The sequence below is a fragment of the Corynebacterium sp. HMSC068H04 genome (genome assembly GCF_001811255.1).
Classification (GTDB): domain Bacteria; phylum Actinomycetota; class Actinomycetes; order Mycobacteriales; family Mycobacteriaceae; genus Corynebacterium; species Corynebacterium hesseae.
Map to the genome: position 1 here is coordinate 16,217 of NZ_KV804020.1, position 15,460 is coordinate 31,676.

21 protein-coding genes and 2 tRNA genes are annotated in these 15,460 nt (G+C 61.1%); 15 read left to right on the forward strand and 8 right to left on the reverse strand.

The genetic code is table 11. The annotated features are described in order from the left end of the window. Window positions 1–404: 404 nt before the first annotated feature. The 4 genes from HMPREF2792_RS10335 to HMPREF2792_RS10350 all read right to left on the reverse strand — a co-directional run bounded on the left by HMPREF2792_RS10335 (window position 405) and on the right by HMPREF2792_RS10350 (window position 2,859). Entirely contained in the window at window positions 405–842 is a 438-nt protein-coding gene (locus HMPREF2792_RS10335; protein ID WP_010188359.1) for an NUDIX domain-containing protein, read from the reverse strand. Between the two features lie 243 nt (window positions 843–1,085). After that, entirely contained in the window at window positions 1,086–1,433 is a 348-nt protein-coding gene (locus tag HMPREF2792_RS10340) for a hypothetical protein (RefSeq protein WP_143335909.1), read from the reverse strand. A gap of 137 nt (window positions 1,434–1,570) precedes the next feature. Beyond that, a tRNA-Ser gene (locus HMPREF2792_RS10345) sits at window positions 1,571–1,659 on the reverse strand. A 45-nt stretch (window positions 1,660–1,704) separates the two neighbouring features. Further along, window positions 1,705–2,859: a PucR family transcriptional regulator gene (locus tag HMPREF2792_RS10350; protein ID WP_070533406.1), complete on the reverse strand. Its 1,155-nt coding sequence runs from the start codon at window positions 2,857–2,859 to the stop codon at window positions 1,705–1,707. A gap of 113 nt (window positions 2,860–2,972) precedes the next feature. Here HMPREF2792_RS10350 and HMPREF2792_RS10355 point away from each other — a divergent pair, with 113 nt between their 5' ends. The 4 genes from HMPREF2792_RS10355 to HMPREF2792_RS10370 are packed head-to-tail and all read left to right on the forward strand — an operon-like array spanning window position 2,973 to window position 7,519. After that, entirely contained in the window at window positions 2,973–4,370 is a 1,398-nt protein-coding gene (locus HMPREF2792_RS10355) for an amino acid permease (protein WP_230310821.1), read from the forward strand. A 13-nt stretch (window positions 4,371–4,383) separates the two neighbouring features. Next, on the forward strand, window positions 4,384–6,057 hold the full coding sequence (locus tag HMPREF2792_RS10360; RefSeq protein ID WP_070533408.1) for an alpha-keto acid decarboxylase family protein: 1,674 nt from the start codon (window positions 4,384–4,386) through the stop codon (window positions 6,055–6,057). Window positions 6,058–6,067: 10 nt separating this feature from the next. Beyond that, complete coding sequence (gene hisC, locus HMPREF2792_RS10365; RefSeq protein WP_070533410.1) at window positions 6,068–7,126, forward strand: histidinol-phosphate transaminase; 1,059 nt, start codon at window positions 6,068–6,070, stop codon at window positions 7,124–7,126. A 21-nt stretch (window positions 7,127–7,147) separates the two neighbouring features. Further along, entirely contained in the window at window positions 7,148–7,519 is a 372-nt protein-coding gene (locus tag HMPREF2792_RS10370) for a phage holin family protein (protein ID WP_070533413.1), read from the forward strand. Here the strand turns inward: HMPREF2792_RS10370 and HMPREF2792_RS10375 are convergent. Then, window positions 7,516–7,770: a MoaD/ThiS family protein gene (locus tag HMPREF2792_RS10375; protein ID WP_070533522.1), complete on the reverse strand. Its 255-nt coding sequence runs from the start codon at window positions 7,768–7,770 to the stop codon at window positions 7,516–7,518. The genes HMPREF2792_RS10370 and HMPREF2792_RS10375 overlap by 4 nt on opposite strands. A 40-nt stretch (window positions 7,771–7,810) precedes the next feature. On the opposite strand from HMPREF2792_RS10375, the gene HMPREF2792_RS10380 reads away from it, so the two are divergent. Genes HMPREF2792_RS10380 through HMPREF2792_RS10395 form a run of 4 tightly spaced genes read left to right on the forward strand, consistent with a single transcriptional unit; the run spans window position 7,811 to window position 10,860 of the window. Next, entirely contained in the window at window positions 7,811–8,962 is a 1,152-nt protein-coding gene (locus tag HMPREF2792_RS10380) for a molybdopterin molybdotransferase MoeA (RefSeq protein WP_070533415.1), read from the forward strand. Next, on the forward strand, window positions 8,959–9,429 hold the full coding sequence (locus tag HMPREF2792_RS10385) for a MogA/MoaB family molybdenum cofactor biosynthesis protein (protein WP_070533417.1): 471 nt from the start codon (window positions 8,959–8,961) through the stop codon (window positions 9,427–9,429). The genes HMPREF2792_RS10380 and HMPREF2792_RS10385 overlap by 4 nt, the downstream gene beginning before the upstream one ends. Then, on the forward strand, window positions 9,419–9,838 hold the full coding sequence (locus tag HMPREF2792_RS10390) for a molybdenum cofactor biosynthesis protein MoaE (RefSeq protein WP_070533419.1): 420 nt from the start codon (window positions 9,419–9,421) through the stop codon (window positions 9,836–9,838). Before HMPREF2792_RS10385 ends, HMPREF2792_RS10390 begins: the two co-directional genes overlap by 11 nt. Continuing rightward, entirely contained in the window at window positions 9,835–10,860 is a 1,026-nt protein-coding gene (locus tag HMPREF2792_RS10395) for a ThiF family adenylyltransferase (protein WP_070533421.1), read from the forward strand. The genes HMPREF2792_RS10390 and HMPREF2792_RS10395 overlap by 4 nt, the downstream gene beginning before the upstream one ends. Before the next feature lie 137 nt (window positions 10,861–10,997). Here the strand turns inward: HMPREF2792_RS10395 and HMPREF2792_RS10400 are convergent, their stop codons facing one another. Next, a complete protein-coding gene (locus tag HMPREF2792_RS10400) occupies window positions 10,998–11,312 on the reverse strand; it encodes a DUF4288 domain-containing protein (protein WP_010188343.1) in 315 nt (104 codons plus the stop codon). A gap of 72 nt (window positions 11,313–11,384) precedes the next feature. Between HMPREF2792_RS10400 and HMPREF2792_RS13385 the strand changes: the two genes are divergently transcribed. From HMPREF2792_RS13385 to HMPREF2792_RS10420, 5 genes are all read left to right on the forward strand, one after another. Beyond that, complete coding sequence (locus HMPREF2792_RS13385) at window positions 11,385–11,513, forward strand: rhodanese-like domain-containing protein (protein ID WP_255366238.1); 129 nt, start codon at window positions 11,385–11,387, stop codon at window positions 11,511–11,513. A gap of 156 nt (window positions 11,514–11,669) precedes the next feature. Further along, window positions 11,670–12,401 carry a DUF1648 domain-containing protein gene (locus HMPREF2792_RS10405; protein WP_070533423.1) on the forward strand — a complete coding sequence of 244 codons (732 nt, stop codon included), beginning with the start codon at window positions 11,670–11,672 and terminating at the stop codon, window positions 12,399–12,401. A gap of 44 nt (window positions 12,402–12,445) precedes the next feature. Beyond that, window positions 12,446–13,150: an NAD-dependent deacylase gene (locus tag HMPREF2792_RS10410; protein ID WP_070533425.1), complete on the forward strand. Its 705-nt coding sequence runs from the start codon at window positions 12,446–12,448 to the stop codon at window positions 13,148–13,150. Window positions 13,151–13,211: 61 nt separating this feature from the next. Next, window positions 13,212–13,466 (forward strand): type II toxin-antitoxin system Phd/YefM family antitoxin, encoded by a 255-nt coding sequence (locus tag HMPREF2792_RS10415; RefSeq protein WP_369821997.1) that lies wholly within the window; start codon window positions 13,212–13,214, stop codon window positions 13,464–13,466. A gap of 9 nt (window positions 13,467–13,475) precedes the next feature. Next, on the forward strand, window positions 13,476–13,745 hold the full coding sequence (locus HMPREF2792_RS10420) for a type II toxin-antitoxin system RelE family toxin (protein WP_070533429.1): 270 nt from the start codon (window positions 13,476–13,478) through the stop codon (window positions 13,743–13,745). Window positions 13,746–13,824: 79 nt separating this feature from the next. Here HMPREF2792_RS10420 and HMPREF2792_RS13195 read toward each other — a convergent pair whose 3' ends face one another. Further along, on the reverse strand, window positions 13,825–13,965 hold the full coding sequence (locus HMPREF2792_RS13195) for a type II toxin-antitoxin system Phd/YefM family antitoxin (RefSeq protein ID WP_010188335.1): 141 nt from the start codon (window positions 13,963–13,965) through the stop codon (window positions 13,825–13,827). A gap of 54 nt (window positions 13,966–14,019) precedes the next feature. Between HMPREF2792_RS13195 and HMPREF2792_RS10425 the strand changes: the two genes are divergently transcribed. Further along, a complete protein-coding gene (locus HMPREF2792_RS10425) occupies window positions 14,020–14,304 on the forward strand; it encodes a hypothetical protein (protein ID WP_070533431.1) in 285 nt (94 codons plus the stop codon). A 14-nt stretch (window positions 14,305–14,318) separates the two neighbouring features. On the opposite strand, the gene HMPREF2792_RS10430 is transcribed toward HMPREF2792_RS10425, so the two are convergent. After that, window positions 14,319–14,406 (reverse strand) — tRNA-Ser (locus HMPREF2792_RS10430). Window positions 14,407–14,559: 153 nt separating this feature from the next. On the opposite strand from HMPREF2792_RS10430, the gene HMPREF2792_RS10435 reads away from it, so the two are divergent. Continuing rightward, the gene (locus HMPREF2792_RS10435; protein ID WP_070533433.1) at window positions 14,560–15,456 is read left to right on the forward strand and encodes an NAD(P)/FAD-dependent oxidoreductase; all 897 of its coding nucleotides are present in this window, start codon (window positions 14,560–14,562) and stop codon (window positions 15,454–15,456) included. Window positions 15,457–15,460: the final 4 nt, after the last annotated feature.

Sequence of the window (15,460 nt, forward strand, 5' to 3'; positions counted from 1 at the left end):
CTCGATGATCATTCCTGATGTCAACATTCTCGTTCATGCCTTCCACTCCGCAGCACCACAACATGAACCCGCTCAACAGTGGCTAAGTAGTGCTCTGAATCGGCATGAAACAATTGAGCTCCTGGATGTTGTGGCAACAGGCACCTAAAACTCTGCCATCAGGCTCAATGGTAACTTGGCAAATCCCCTGTAAAGTTTGACGCTTATTTCCACTATCCATATCTGAAAAGGCAGACAACGCAGCACGAAAACTTGGTTCCTCAGAATACTCTCTAATTTTCTCTGGGACTGCAGTAAACGAACGCCAGTCTCCAAGTTCGTTCGTCAACTTCATCACCTCATCAGCCGATAGCTTTCGCTTAAGACCTTCGGAAGGATCTCTGTCGAGCCTCTGTTTATATTGACTAGCTTTTGTTATTTCCACCCATCTCCAGATATTTCAAAATCACGGTCTTATATTCCGGCAAGAGATTTTGCAAACCCGAAATCTCATCCTTTCCAAATAAACCTAGCTTTTCATGCTCGATGCTTTCACTAATATCAATCCCTTCATTCAATGACACGGTGACCCCATATGCGATAATCGCAACCGGATTTTCCACTTTCGGATCTCTTAGAAGAAACGCATCTACTAGGGTATCGGGGAGAGTCTCTAAATTTGCCTCTTCTTTCAACTCGCGCTGAGCTGTCTCGCGAAGCGATAAGTCTCCCCTGTCCGGCCAGCCTCCGAGTAGCTCCCAATCCCCCCTAGGATTAAGCCCCAATAGCACCTTACCGCCGAGGACTGGAATAACCTTCACACTAGCGTGAACAAAAAACCATCCAGTTTGAGAGTCGATCATTTTTCTCCTTAGATCACGTTATTGAATACTTTTGGGGACAAAAAATCTGTAGCTGAGCAAATTCCCGTTACCAATATTACCGAAAGCACGAATGGGTATCCTGCAGAAGAAGCTTGCGCTAAAGCGGCCCTTCCGGTTTTAGAGTGCCTCGCAGCCACAGGACGCAAGTGCTGAACTAGGTGACCAATAATTCTTCGGAACCACCCTGCCCCCATTTCGCCATCAAGCACATTCGCCCGATAATTACTTCTTTTTCATCCCCCACCTCACTACACCGTTCGTTGCTTCGGGAAGTGGCTGCGGGGAATAGCACTCATGAATTTTGGAAAGAGCAAAATATTCGGAGAAAGGGATCTGTTCACAGTGAACTTTACCTTTTGAATCCCACGCGAAAGCGTTCAAGCCATACCAAGCCTTGAATTGTCGCTGCAAGCAATCGAAACCGTTAATTCCAAAGAAACTACACAGCTCGGCAATAGTAAATTCAGCTACAACGCTGTCTTCATGCAGCCTAATTCGAACAAAGCTCTCATCGGGATCGATGTTCGCGTTACTTTCCACATCCCAAATTGGCTCTTTTAGTAACTCCATGACGCTCCCAGCCAGCACAGATTAAGGTCAGCGCCTTCATTCTAAGTTCCCTGCTCACGGGCTGTCGGCATACGAAGGAACTGAAAACGTAAAATCCCGAGCCACCGGTGAAACGATGACTCGGGTTCTGTAGTTTGCGGAGACGAGAGGATTTGAACCTCCGGACCTACGCAAGTAAGTCAACTCCTTAGCAGGGAGCCCCATTCGGCCGCTCTGGCACGTCTCCAGCGATTCGCAATGAATCGTCCATCACTCTACCTGAGCGCTTCCCCTAGGGACAAAATGGGGCTTCCCTATTCTTTCCCTGAAGCGCCGCATGCAGCTTAAGGGCAACGTAGAGAGCCGCGCAGCGCCAGCCATCATCCAGCACGCCGGGCCCGAGAATCTCACGGACGCGGTCGAGGCGATAGTGTAGCGTGGCGCGGTGAATGTAGAGTGCAGCGGCGGTCGCAGAGACGTTGCGGGAATGCTCAAAGTAGGTCAGCAGGGTCTGCCAGTAGGAGTTGCGAGGGTCGTCGAGAAGCACGGCGGCATCCGGGCTCATCTCCACCACCGTTGCTTGGGTCAGCTCCCACCCGCGCAGCAGCCGCCACGCACCGGCCTCCTCCCAGCGCAGCGAATCCTGGCCGCAGAGTTTGGCCACGTCCGCCATGAGTCGCGCCTGCGGGGCCGTCGGTGCCGAACCGCGGGCTACCACCGCGGCGCCGGCGACGAGCGCAGCACTCTGTAGCTCCTCCATGAGGGCCTCGGTGTCCTTGTCATCGCGGCGGCACTCAACGAGTACAAGGGAATCGTGAGAGTCCGCGACCAAGAAAGGACGGCGCACCAGCGGGCGGGCAAGCTCCACAGCCACCGCGCGCTGATCGCCTTCCACCAGCACGCGATGCACGGTCAGCTCACCATCGTTGGGCAGGAGATCGCGCTCCCGGGCACCCGCCAGCGCGGCCGGATCACCGGTGAGCACCTCGCGGGCCAGCTCGCCGAGCTGTTGGGCGCGGGCGGCGAGAGGAGCATCGCGTTCGTCGATAAGCCTGGCTAGCGGAGCCGTTAAAGAACCGAGGCGGACCAAGGGGGCATCGCCCAGCGCGGGCTCATCAATAATCCACAGGTAGCCCACGAGCCGATCCTCATGACGGAGGGGGATGACCACACGGGGCAGCATGTCATAGCCCGGGTTGGCGGGCAGGCGAACCGGCAGAACCGCCTCTTGAATACCGAAACTCAGCATCCACGGGATCGGCTCCGGGGGTGGGGTGCGGTTCAGAATAGAGGCGGCACGGTTCTTATCGATGGCACCAATCTGGGCACTGGCGGCAATCACCGCGATGGCGGGGGTGGTCACCTCGACGGAGCGCTGCAGGATCTGGGCGCATTCGTCGACGATATCCTGGATGCTCGTCAGCTGCGGGGGTGTCACTTTTGACATATGTCAAAGATACTTCCGAATATTGTCTAGTGACAAACAAAACTGTGCTGCGCAATAATCTCCTACAGCTAAATGACCCACGTCACACATATACGTTCATGAAGGGCGTCTACATGACCACAACCAACAATTCCGTCAGGGCACAGGACGTTGTCGCCAGCGATAACACCAGTGCAGACGACGGCCTGCAGCGCGGCATGAAATCGCGCCACCTGCAAATGATCGCCTTCGGCTCATGCATCGGCACGGGCCTCTTCTTGGGCTCCGGTGCCTCCATCCAGGAGGCTGGTCCCGGCGTTATCGCCGCCTACGCCATCGGCGGCTTCATCATCTTCCTCATCATGCGCATGCTCGGTGAGATGGCCGTGGAGCACCCCGTCGCCGGCTCCTTCAGCGCCTACGCCCGCGAGTACATCGGCCCTATTGCCGGCTTTGTCACCGGCTGGAACTGGTGGTTTACCACCATCGTCGTCGGCATGGTGGAGCTCACCGCCGCGGGCACCATCATGGACTTCTGGTTCCCCGGCATCCCGCACTGGCTCACCGCCCTCGTCGCGCTCGTCATCGTCACCGCCATCAACCTGGTGCACGTCGGCGCCTTCGCCGAGGCGGAGTTCTGGCTCTCCCTCATCAAGGTCGTCGCACTCATCCTCATGATCGTCGTCGGCGCGGCCATCGTCTTCGGCCTTACCCCGGAGCCCGCCCTCGGCTTGAGCAATATCACCGAGCACGGCGGCTTCTTCCCCAACGGTGCCGCCGGTGTGCTCTTCTCCCTCGTCGCCGTAATTTTCTCCTTCGGCGGCATCATCTCCATCGGCACCGCCGCGGGCGAGGCGCAGGATCCCGCCAAGAGCCTGCCCAAGGCCATCAACAACGTGATCTGGCGCATTCTCATCTTCTACGTCGGCGGCATCGGCATCATCGTGCTGCTCGCTCCGTGGAACGAACTGGATACCTCCACCTCGCCCTTCGTGCGCGCGCTGAGCACCTTGGGCATTAGTGCCGCGGCCACGGGCCTCAACCTCATCGTGCTCGTTGCCGCCGTCTCCGTGTTCAACACCATGACCTTCTCCGGCGCGCGCATGTTGCGGGATCTTTCCCGCGGCGGCCAAGCCCCGCCCTTCTTCAATTCCGTCAGCGCCAAGGGCGTGCCGGTTCGCGCTCTGCTTTTCAACGCCCTACTCATGGGCTCGGCTGTGCTGCTTAACTTCCTCTTCGAGGGCAAGATCCTGATTGTTCTCCTCGCCATCATTGTTGGCGCGGAGCTCATCTCCTGGTCCGCCATTGCCGTAGCACACCTGAACTTCCGCAAGCGCTGCCCGAACGCCGCCTTCCGCGCACCCCTCTACCCCATCGCCAACTACCTGTGCTTGGCCTTCTTCGCTCTCGTCATCGTTTTGATGTTCATGTTGCCCGACTACCGCACCGGCGCCATTGTCCTACCCTGTTGGATTGTGACCTTGGCCCTCATCTGGCTGGGCAAGAAGCGCCACGACGCCCGAAACAAATAGAAAGGACCCTCTCATGCAGACCACCATTGGTGATTTCATCCTGGACCGCCTCAAGGCCATCGGCATTACTGAAATCATCGGCGTGCCCGGTGACTTCAACCTGAGCTTCCTCGAGCAGATCGAGGCCTCCGAGGGCATCCGCTTCGTCGGCGCCTGCAACGAGCTCAACGCCGCCTATGCCGCCGATGGCTATGCCCGCCAGAAAGGCGTCGGCTGCCTGCTCACCACCTATGGCGTGGGCGAGCTTTCCGCCCTCAACGGCATCGCCGGTGCACGTGCCGAACACGTCCCGCTGGTGTCGCTGGCGGGCGCGCCGCCGCAGTACGCCACGGAGTTCCGCTGGAACCTGCACCACTCGCTTGCCGACGGCGACTTTGCCAACATGCTGGATTCCTTTGCACCCTTCACCGAAGTAGCCACGCGTGTGTCCCCCATGAACGTGGTCGAGGAATTCGACCGCGCCCTGCACACCTGCCTGCGCGAGAAGCGCCCGGTCCACATCCAGATTCCTTCCGATATCACTCACCTGACCATCGAGGTCCCCGACGAGCCTTTCTCCACCGAGCTCGCCCCCTCCGATCCCGAGCGCCTGAACGCCGCTGCGGACTACGTGCTGGAGCACCTCGCGAAGGCCAAGGACCCGATCATCCTCATCGACCAGGACACCAACCGCCACGGTTTCACTGAGAAATTCCGCGCCATCATCGACAAGGCCCAGCTGCCCTACTCCCAGCTCTCCTCCGGCAAGGCCATCTTGTCCGAGCGCCACCCGCTCTTCATCGGCACCTACAACGGCGCGGCGTCGGCCCCGGGTGTGCAGGAGCGCATCGAAAAATCCGATTTCCTGGTCACCACGAACCCGCGCTTCATCGAGGTTAACTCCGGCTCCTTCACCCACAACCTGGCCGATGCCCGCGTCTATAACTTCGGCGACCAGCACCTCAACGCTGACGGCGAGTACTTCGTGGGCATCAATACGCTGGAGCTTCTCGACGTCCTCCTCGACCGCATCCCGGAAGCCGGGGCATCGACAAGCGCGGCTTTCGAGCCCGAGCCCTTCGAGCCGAACCCGGATGCCCCGCTGACCCAGGAGCGCATCTGGCCGCAGATGCTCGGCTTCATCCAGGAAGATGACGTGGTCATCGCCGAGGCTGGCACCTCCAATATCGGTCTGGGCCAGCAGCGCATGCCCGAGGGCGTGCAGTACATCAACTCCACCATCTGGGGTTCCATCGGCTTTACCCTGCCGTGCGTCCTCGGCTCGCAACTGGCTAACCCGGAGCGCCGCCACGTCCTCTTCATCGGTGATGGTTCCTTCCAGCTCACCGCACAGGAGCTGTCCACCATCCTGCGCCAGGACCTCAAGCCCATCATCGTGCTGGTCAACAACGATGGCTACACCATCGAGCGCTACATCCTGGGCATGGAGCGCGAGTACAACGAGATCCAGATGTGGGATTACACGGCACTGCCGAAGGTGTTCATGAAGGACACCACGATGGAGTCCTACGTGGCCTCGACCGAGGGCGAATTGGCCAAGGCCCTGGAGGATATCGCCGCCCACCCGGAGCGCGGCGCCTTCCTCGAGGTGCGCCTCGACGCTTTCGATGCGCCGAAGGGACTTCAGGCCTTCGGCCCGCAAACTGCAGATTTCGACTTCGGTCCCCGCGGCCCCCGCAACGCCTAAGGTGGAGAACATGATTCGACCAGACCTTTCCTCCCTACCCGTCTACGTCCCCGGCAAGAATGCCGAGCACGCCTTGAAGCTCTCCTCCAACGAGGCAACCCAGGAGCCGCTGCCCGGCGCGCTGAAGGCCATGGAGACTGCCGTCGCGCACGTCAACCGCTACCCGGATATGGGCGCGGTGGAAATCCGCAAGGTACTCGCCGAAAACCTTGGCGTTAGCCCTGAGCAGGTCACCACCGGCGCGGGTTCCTCCGCCATCTGCCAGCAGCTGGTGCAGATCACCTCGGTGCCCGGTGATGAAATTGTCTTCCCGTGGCGCTCCTTTGAGGCTTATCCCATCTTCGCGCAGGTCGTGGGCGCCACCCCGGTCAAGGTTCCGCTCACCGCGGATCACCGCGTGGACTTGGAGGCCATGGCGGCTGCCATCACGGATAAGACCCGCCTGATCTTCGTGTGCAACCCGAATAACCCCACCGGTTCCATCATCACCAAGGAAGAGTTCGACGCCTTCTTGGCCAAGGTTCCGAAGGACGTCATCGTGGCACTCGATGAGGCCTACATCGAGTACAACCGCAACGAGGCCGTCCCGCTGGCCACGGACTATGTCCACACCCACGACAACGTCATTGGCCTGCGCACCTTCTCCAAGGCTTATGGCCTGGCCGGCATCCGTTTGGGCTATGCCTTCGGCAACGCCGAGATCATCGAGGCACTGAGCAAGGTGGCCATCCCCTTCTCCGTGAACTCGGTGGCGCAGGTTGGTGCAGCGGCCTCGCTGGCCGCGCAGAAGGAGCTGCGTGAGCGCACCGATGAGACCGTTAAGCAGCGCGACCGCCTGGTGGAGCACTTCGCGGACTTTGGCGTTCCGGAGTCCCAGGCCAACCACATCTGGTTCGCCGCCGACAGCATTGCGAAGCTGGGCTCCCCGCAGGAGGTCGCCGCACAGCTCGCGGAGAATGACGTCCTCGTCCGCGCCTTCCCCGAGGGCGTGCGCGTCACCGTCACTACGGCGGAGGAGACCGAGACGCTGCTCAAGGCCTGGGACGCGGCCTTCGGTGCAGAGGGCTAGTTTCCGCGTTAGAGTGCAGTTGTGAAGACATTTATCAATTTTGCACTCAACGTCATTGCCGTCGCGGTGGCCTTCTGGGCCGTGGTAGCGATTGTCCCCGGAATCGACATCGTTCCTGCGACCACCCAGAATTTCCTGCTCATCGCGGCGGTCTTCATCATCGTCAACGAGGTCGTCACCCCGGTGCTTCGCTTCTTCGGCGCACCGCTGACCTGCCTAACACTGGGCCTCTTCGCGCTCGTCATCAACGGCGCGGTCCTCCTCCTCGTCAGCGCGCTCATGGACTCGCTCGTCATCGACGGTTGGGGTGCCGCCATCATCGGCGCGATTGTGCTTGCGCTTGTCTCCGGCGTGGTGAACTTCTTCACCAGCCCGTTGCGAACTCGACACTAACCGCCAGAAAAAGGCGGGAGGACGTCGACGCGGGAGGCGTCGGCAAGCACGGCGTCTTCCTTTGCGCTCGCGCCATCCACCAGGAAGGTGCAGCGCTCCAGCACCTCCGCAAAGCTCATGCCGGCCTCGGTGCTACCGGTATGCCGAGCACGCAACACGTCCAGCAACTCCCCCAGCGTCGCCGCCTGCGCCGTGTCCTGCGCGCGCCCCGCGGCGGCGCGGGCTGCGGCAAAGTAGTGTATATCAACCATGGCTGCCACTATGCCAGCCTCCGTGACAGGAAGGAACCTGATGCGCACCTATGAGGAACACCTTGCCGCCGTTCGCGCGGTCCTTCCACAACCCCGCGCGGTCTCCACACCCCTGAGCAGCGCCTTCGGCCGCCGCGCCGCCGCCACGTACCGCGCGGAACACAACCTTCCACCTTTTGATAATTCGCAGATGGATGGCTATGCGCTTCCGACTACACACGGCGGCACCTTTACCGTCGGCCGCACCATCGCGGCGGGTGATCCCCCGGGCTCACTCCCGCAAGGCACCGCCCTGCCCATCATGACCGGCGCGAAAATCCCCGAGGGCACCGTCACCATCGTCCCCGTCGAGCACTGCGAGCCCCCGCACTTCCCCGAGGAGGGCGCCACCGTCACCGTGCCGGCATCCCCTGAGCAGTTCATCCGCCGTGCCGGCTCCGATGTCACGGCAGGCACGCCCCTCATCAATGAGCACGCGCTTCTCGACGCCCCCTCCATCGCCACCCTCGCCTCCCAGGGCCTCACCGAGGTCCTCACGTACGCGCCCGCCCGCATCCTCATCTGCACCGGTGGTGCGGAAATCGGTGGCGCGGGCGAGGCCACCATCCCCGATTCCAATGCGCCCATGCTCGCAGCCTTGGCCGCGCAATATGGCATCGAGGTGGCCGGCTTCGTGCGCACGAATGACGATCCTTCTGCCCTGCGCGCGGACCTCGCCGAAGCAGTCATCACCCACCGCCCCGATGTCATCGTCACCTCCGGCGGCATCTCCCACGGAAAGTTTGAGGTAATCCGCCAGATCTTCGAAGAGGACGGCTGGTTCGGTCACGTGGCGCAGCAGCCCGGCGGCCCGCAGGGCCTGTCGCGTTTGGGCGAGGTGCCCGTTGTCTGCTTCCCCGGCAACCCCATCTCCACTCTGGTAAGTTTCCGCCTCTACTTGGCGCCCGTTATCGGCCGCGCTCCCGCCCCATTTAGAGCACACCTTACTGAGCCCGCCGAAGGCCTCAACAACCGCGAACAGTTCCGCCGTGGCACCCTAGCTATCTCCGACGGCACCGCCCAAGCCTCCTTTCTCGGCGGCACCAGCTCCCACCTGATGTCCCAGGCCATCGGTGCTACTGCCCTTATCCGTATCCCGGCTAATACGCAGCTTTCAGCCGGCGACCTCGTGGAGGTGTTCCCGCTCTCATGACCCGACGCGCACTCGTTATCGTTGCCTCGACCCGCGCCGCCGCCGGCGAGTACGAGGACCGCTCCGGCCCTATCTTGGTGAACTTCCTCCGTGAGCAGGGCTTCGATGCCCCGCAGCCCCTCGTCGTCGCGGACGCCGATATCGACTCCGCCCTCGCTACTGCCTTCGCCGATGCCCCCTCCGTCATCCTCACCTCGGGCGGCACCGGCATCACGCCGGATGACCGCACCGTCGAAGCACTCACCCCACATCTTGACCGCGAACTGCCCGGCCTGGCCCACGCCTTCTTCGCGCACTCGGCGGCCATCCCCACCGCGGCACTCTCCCGCACGGTTGCCGGAGTCACCGGGTCCACTTTCGCCATGGCCCTGCCCGGCTCCACGGGTGCGGCCAAGGACGGCTGCGCCGTCCTCGAACCAGTTCTTCACCACATCATCAACCAGCTGGAAGGCATCAATGAGCACTAACTACGGTCTCCTCGGCGCACACATCAGCACCGAGCCCATCACGGCCCCGGACATCGCCACCGCGGAAACGGGTGCTGTCGTTGTATTCGACGGCATCGTGCGCAACCACGACTCCGGCCGCGGCGTCAAACTCCTCACCTACACCGCGCATCCCAGCGCCCAGCAGGAAATAGAACGCGTCGCCGGCGAAGTCGCCGCCGCCTTCCCCGCCGTGCGCCTCTGGTGCGCACACCGGACTGGAAAACTAGAAATCGGCGAGTCCGCCTTCATCGTCGCCACCGCCTCCGCACACCGCAAGGACGCCTTCGAAGCGGCCTCTACCTGCGCCGACCGCGTCAAGGCGGAAGTCCCCATCTGGAAGGAACAGCTGCACACCGATGACACCACCACGTGGGTAGGCCTGGAATGAGTTCACGCTACGCACGCCAGGAAGCCCTGTGGGGAACCTCTACACAGGAACGACTTCGCGCTTCCGCCGTCGCCGTCATCGGCGCCGGCGGCCTGGGATCGCCTGCCCTTCTCTATCTCGCAGGCGCAGGCGTGGGACGCATCCTGCTTTTCGACGACGACACCGTCTCCCTCTCCAACCTGCACCGCCAAGTCATCCACAGCACAGCAACCGTAGGCCAGCCCAAGACCGAATCCGCCGCTTCGGCCTTGAACGCCCTCAACCCGGAGTGCACCGTCGAGGAGTTCTCGCGCCTGACACCCGATACCGCCTTGGAGCAACTGCGCGGCGCTGACCTCATCATCGACGGAACCGATAACTTCTACTCCCGCCACCTAGCCTCCTGGGCCGCCCATGAACTGGGCATTCCGCACGTATGGGCCTCGCTTCTGGGCTACGACGCGCAGCTCACCGTCTTCCACTCCGGCCACGGCCCGGTCTACGAAGACCTCTTCCCCACCGACCCGCAGGTGCCCTCCTGTTCGCAGGCCGGTGTGATGGGACCGGTCGTCGGCGTCGCCGGCTCCGCCCTAGCCGTCGAAGCGCTCAAGCTCCTCACGGGCATCGGCACCCCGCTCATCGGCACGCTGGGCTACTACGATTCCCTCGCCGGGACCTGGGAATACATCCCCGTGCGCGCGAACGGCGCCACCCCGGCGCGCCCCGACAACCCCACCGACATCCGCGACATCCCAGAGGACGCCACGCTTATCGACGTCCGCACCGCCCCCGAGCGCGCCGCCTCCCTCATCCCCGGCTCGCAGCATCTCCCGCTCGATGAGATCCTCGCCGGCCACAACCCGCCACTAGACCCCGCCGACCTCGCCGTCCTCTACTGCGCCAGCGGCCTGCGCTCCGCCCAGGCCGTCGAGACCCTGCGCGCCCGCGGTTTCAGCAACGTCTACTCGCTGCGCGGCGGCATCGACGCCTGGCAAGAGCACATCTCCGAACTCTCGGCCGAAGCCGACGCCGAGGCGAGCTAGAGACCATTTCTCTCGATGACCTAGAGGCCGAACGTGGCGTGGAGAATTAACTTCACGCCGCGCGGTGCGAAAGCCTTCCGAAAGCTAGCCAGGCCAATGCAGAAGAGAGTCAGCAGGTTTCTTCGCGAAGTCTACGATTAATCAGCCAACGGGTCGGTTCCGCCGAGCTTCATCTCGAAACGCTCGTAGTCCTCTAGGTTCGCAAAGTGCCGCGAGTAAAGATCGCAATCGCGGTCTACATAACCATAGAGGGCTGGCGCGACATCCACGATGTGCCGTACCTTCACATCCTCTCCATCGGCCTGCTCGTTCGCCATCGCTTCAACGCGCTCTCGGGCCTTCTCTTCCGACTCCGCATACACAATATAAAAGTCCTCGCGGAAGAAGCTTTGGGCAGATGAACTGGACTTCTTAGCAAGCTCCATCACGACAATTCCAACATAAGGTTCCATTGCCGGCTACTGTCCTTTCCGGTTCTTGGTCAGCTTGGGCTCGACTCTACCTGCTCACCCAGACCACGTAGCGTGGAAAGAATCAGCCGGTCGCCCTTTAAGCTCATTACCAATGAAGACCCATTCCGCACCCACGGCTTCAGCAACGTCTACTCGCTGCGCGGCGGCATCGACGCCTGGCAAGATCACAACGACACATAGCCCGCACTCTTGCTCAGTCTCCTCTGCTCACATGGCATCTTGTAAAAGGCATCAACCAGAAGGCGTTTTCAGAGCCAAAAACGCCTTCTGGTTGATGCCTTTTGCCAGACGCCTTTCGCAGAGGTCCTCGGCCGGTCGCCTTGTAAACTCACTGGCATGAGAAGCCGCCAGTATTACGTCGCTACCGCTGTGGTGTGTGCTCTCACGCTGGTGTACATGCTGCTGCGCTGGGATTCGGTGCCTGATCCCATCCCGGTCCACTTCGATGGCTCGGGCAACCCGGACCGCTTCGAGCCCAAATCTTTCCTCAACGCAACGGTCCTGGTGTGGATCGGCGTTGTGTTCGCCATTGCGCTGCCGCTGTGCGTGCCGCCGATCTCGCTGGCTCGAAAAACAATGGATGTTCCGGCAGAGTCAACTCTTCCGTTCTCCGAGGCCACGGCACAGCGCGCGGAGCTGCTCACTGGAAAGACCTCCACGTTCATTGCCCAGACAGTCCTCACCATGACGGCCTGCGTGTGCCTCACTGCGGTCTGCACCGTCATTCCGGATATCCCCTTCTCGGGCTTTCTCCTCGTGGCCGCGTGGATAGCCTTCACCGTGTTCATCATGATTCAGGGCGTCCGGTTAACGCTGACATCTGCGAAGGCTGTGAAAGCCATACCAACCGACGATGATGAAAAGGTTCGCAACGAAGCACTTCGTTTTGCCGGTGGCATGGGCGTCTACAACGAGCCCACAGACCCCATGTGCATGGCAGTCTTCCCCACGAATCCATCGAAGCTGCAGATCAACACCGCGCACGAACCGGGCCGGCGCTACCTGTGGCGCATGGGCATCGCCCTCACTGCATCCATAGCATTCTGCGTGCTCATCGACGTACTCTAGGCATATGGAGCACCTGTTTGAGCGCGCACACTCGATTCTTTCTGATGCCCCCCCACGTCGAGGTGTTCACCGGCGCGGGCATGAGCGCGGATAGCGGCATCGCCACGTACCGCGATGCGCAGACGGGTATCTGGGAGAATGTGGATCCGGTGGCGATGGCGTCGATAAGCGCATGGCGTAATGAGCCTAAGCCCATGTTCGCCTGGTACCTGTGGCGCGCACAGCTGGCGCAGCGGGCCGAGCCCAACGCCGGGCACCGCGCAATTGCTGCCGCACGCGGCATGACGGTGACCACGCAAAACATCGATAACCTGCACGAGCGCGCCGGAAGCCAAGACGTGGTTCACCTGCATGGCTCCTTGTTCGCATTCCGCTGCACCGACTGCGATACGCCGTATGACGAGGACATTGCACTGCCGAACGAACCGGTCGAGAGCATCACTCCACCCGAGTGCCCCGTGTGCGGCGGGCTCGTGCGCCCGGGCGTGGTGTGGTTCGGCGAGGCCCTGCCCGACGACGAATGGGCCGAGGCCGAGCGCCGCATGTCCACCGCGGACGCGCTGCTCATCGTTGGAACCTCCGGCGTGGTCTACCCCGCCGCCGGCCTGCCACAGATTGCCCATGCGCGCGGCATCCCCATCGTGGAAGTCACCCCACAGCCCACGGACCTCTCGCCGCTTGCCAGCGTGGTGGTCACCGCCACCGCAGCGGAGGCGCTGCCTCGCATCCTGGCGGGGCGGATCGGATAAACAGCAACCCGATATCCCGCGGCCCTTGCCCACCGAAATGTACAAGATGTACATTTGCAGTATGAAAACGATGTCAGTGGCATCCAGCCAATTCCGCCAATCCCAAAGCCAAATTCTTGAAGAGGCACAGCACACACCCGTCGCCATCACTAGTCGTGGAAGCCGGATTCGCGCTTTTGTCGTCTCTCCTTCATTTTTCGCCCGCGCAGTCGAAGCACTGGAAGATCGTGAAGATGTTCAGGCCGCTGAACTTGCCCGAGGAGAGTCCGTAGAGATTTCACACGAAGACCTTAAAAAAGAACTGGGCCTCACCTAATCGCCTTCTATGGCTAACTCCACTTATCGCATCACCTATAAGGCATCCGCAGCCAAGGAGCTACGCAAGCTCGACAGGCCGACACAGAGGCGACTACTTGCTGCAATCGAAGACTTGGCCGTTACCCCTCGCCCGGATGGAGTAAAGAAGTTAAAAGCCTCGGACGACCTGTATAGAATTCGAGTCGGACACTATCGCGTGGTTTACGAGATCTTAGACGGAAAGCTCGTGGTGCTCGTGCTACGCGTTGCTCACCGACGAGATGTTTACCGGAAATAGGCAAAATTCCTCTCAGATAAACAAAACCGGTTCCACCCTGCCAGAAGGTGAATACTCCACTTCGATCAGAAGATAGTTCTTACACATCTAGATCGATGTCGTGCTCCTTAGCCTTTCCGTCCAGCACTTGCTCGTAAGACTCCAATAGCCGGCGAGCATTGACTGGGGAGCCGAAAAGATAATCAGTCTCTACCCACGCCGAATAGTTATCCTCTGACATCACGAAACCGCCTTCCTTACCACAACCATTATTCCCCCGAGAGGAGATGAATCCATGCTCTACCTTGTTCCAGGGGCCTTAGCGGGAATCACCTTTTACGCCATTCTCACAGCAGTGAGCTGGGCCATCGGGAAAGCCTGGCCACAACGACGTCTAAGCACACATAGCCGGTTGACCATCCACTGCCTTGCCGCAGTTGCATTTTCGATTTTTCTCGCCGTCGCTGGCGGCGGAGGAAACTGGGCCACCCACCTGCAAATTAGCGGATTCCTACTGGCAGGATGCGTTCTGAGCTTCGTTACAGCCGCGCAGGACAAGAAGCAGAGCCTGAACAAATGACCCCCAGAAACAGTTGGCGGAGGCGGCGGGATTTGAACCCGCGGTGAGTTTCCCCACGCTGGTTTTCAAGACCAGTGCATTCGGCCGCTCTGCCACGCCTCCTCGTCACGCGTCAGCATGCACCGCGCGCAACACGTTCAGAGTACTAGACTCCGCGGCGGGAGAAGAATTCGCCTCATCACGTTGTGCAAAGCGCCCAACACAACCTACGGAAAACCATTGCCGCACGCACCTTGCTCTGGTTTACTCGGGCCCATGCAGACAGTCGATTCCCTCATCATCGGCGGTGGTGCGGCCGGCCTTCAGGCAGCGCTGGTCATGGTCCGCGCCCGCCGCAGTGTCCTCGTAGTTGATTCCGCCACTCCCCGCAACCGCTTCGCCCACGAAATCCACGGTGTCATCGCCCTCGAGGGCACACCACCCCTTGAATTCCAGGAGCGCGGCAAAGAGCAGCTGCGCAGCTACGGCGCGCAGATCCTAAACACCACCATAGATTCCGTCACCGATAATGACCGCACGCTCACCGCCACGTTGAGCAACGGAGAGACCGTCGCTGCCCGCTCCATCATCGTCGCCAGCGGCGTGGACGATGTGCATCCTGACATCCCGGGCCTCGAAGAAAACTGGGGAGATACAGTCCTCCACTGCCCTTATTGCCACGGGTTCGAGGTAGCAGACAAGGAGCTCGGCGTGCTCTGCATCGGCGAGTTCTCCCTGCACCATGCGGCACTCCTGCGCCAGTGGTCCAAGGACATCACCTTCTTCACCAACGGCATGGAGCTCACCGAGGAGCAGCGCGCGGACCTGACTCGACGGGGCATTGCGCTTGTCGACGGCCCCGTCACCGCCTTCCAAGATGGAAAGGTCCTGGTTGGGAGCACACCCCATGCCGTCGATGCGCTGTTCTACATGCCTGTTCCTCACCCGCACGATGAGTTCCTCGCTGACCTCAACCTCGAACGCCACAGCCCGCCGGCTGCGATGGGCGGAAGCCTCATCAAGGTGGGCCCAGCCGGTGCCACCAGCCACCCGCGCATCTGGGCCGTGGGCAACGTGGTTAACCCGCCAGCACAGGTGGCGGTAGCGATGGGCGAGGCCAACGCCGCAGCCATCGCGGTCAACGCGTTTCTCGTCGAGGATGATTGGACTTAAGTAC

Bases quoted from the DNA above. Each gene is read 5' to 3' on its own strand.
- HMPREF2792_RS10335 (WP_010188359.1), bottom strand. From the start codon at position 842: ATGATCGACTCTCAAACTGGATGGTTTTTTGTTCACGCTAGTGTGAAG.
- HMPREF2792_RS10340 (WP_143335909.1), bottom strand. From the start codon at position 1,433: ATGGAGTTACTAAAAGAGCCAATTTGGGATGTGGAAAGTAACGCGAAC.
- HMPREF2792_RS10350 (WP_070533406.1), bottom strand. From the start codon at position 2,859: ATGTCAAAAGTGACACCCCCGCAGCTGACGAGCATCCAGGATATCGTC.
- HMPREF2792_RS10355 (WP_230310821.1), top strand. From the start codon at position 2,973: ATGACCACAACCAACAATTCCGTCAGGGCACAGGACGTTGTCGCCAGC.
- HMPREF2792_RS10360 (WP_070533408.1), top strand. From the start codon at position 4,384: ATGCAGACCACCATTGGTGATTTCATCCTGGACCGCCTCAAGGCCATC.
- hisC (WP_070533410.1), top strand. From the start codon at position 6,068: ATGATTCGACCAGACCTTTCCTCCCTACCCGTCTACGTCCCCGGCAAG.
- HMPREF2792_RS10375 (WP_070533522.1), bottom strand. From the start codon at position 7,770: ATGGTTGATATACACTACTTTGCCGCAGCCCGCGCCGCCGCGGGGCGC.
- HMPREF2792_RS10380 (WP_070533415.1), top strand. From the start codon at position 7,811: ATGCGCACCTATGAGGAACACCTTGCCGCCGTTCGCGCGGTCCTTCCA.
- HMPREF2792_RS10385 (WP_070533417.1), top strand. From the start codon at position 8,959: ATGACCCGACGCGCACTCGTTATCGTTGCCTCGACCCGCGCCGCCGCC.
- HMPREF2792_RS10390 (WP_070533419.1), top strand. From the start codon at position 9,419: ATGAGCACTAACTACGGTCTCCTCGGCGCACACATCAGCACCGAGCCC.
- HMPREF2792_RS10395 (WP_070533421.1), top strand. From the start codon at position 9,835: ATGAGTTCACGCTACGCACGCCAGGAAGCCCTGTGGGGAACCTCTACA.
- HMPREF2792_RS10400 (WP_010188343.1), bottom strand. From the start codon at position 11,312: ATGGAACCTTATGTTGGAATTGTCGTGATGGAGCTTGCTAAGAAGTCC.
- HMPREF2792_RS10405 (WP_070533423.1), top strand. From the start codon at position 11,670: ATGAGAAGCCGCCAGTATTACGTCGCTACCGCTGTGGTGTGTGCTCTC.
- HMPREF2792_RS10410 (WP_070533425.1), top strand. From the start codon at position 12,446: ATGCCCCCCCACGTCGAGGTGTTCACCGGCGCGGGCATGAGCGCGGAT.
- HMPREF2792_RS10415 (WP_369821997.1), top strand. From the start codon at position 13,212: ATGAAAACGATGTCAGTGGCATCCAGCCAATTCCGCCAATCCCAAAGC.
- HMPREF2792_RS10420 (WP_070533429.1), top strand. From the start codon at position 13,476: ATGGCTAACTCCACTTATCGCATCACCTATAAGGCATCCGCAGCCAAG.
- HMPREF2792_RS13195 (WP_010188335.1), bottom strand. From the start codon at position 13,965: ATGTCAGAGGATAACTATTCGGCGTGGGTAGAGACTGATTATCTTTTC.
- HMPREF2792_RS10425 (WP_070533431.1), top strand. From the start codon at position 14,020: ATGCTCTACCTTGTTCCAGGGGCCTTAGCGGGAATCACCTTTTACGCC.
- HMPREF2792_RS10435 (WP_070533433.1), top strand. From the start codon at position 14,560: ATGCAGACAGTCGATTCCCTCATCATCGGCGGTGGTGCGGCCGGCCTT.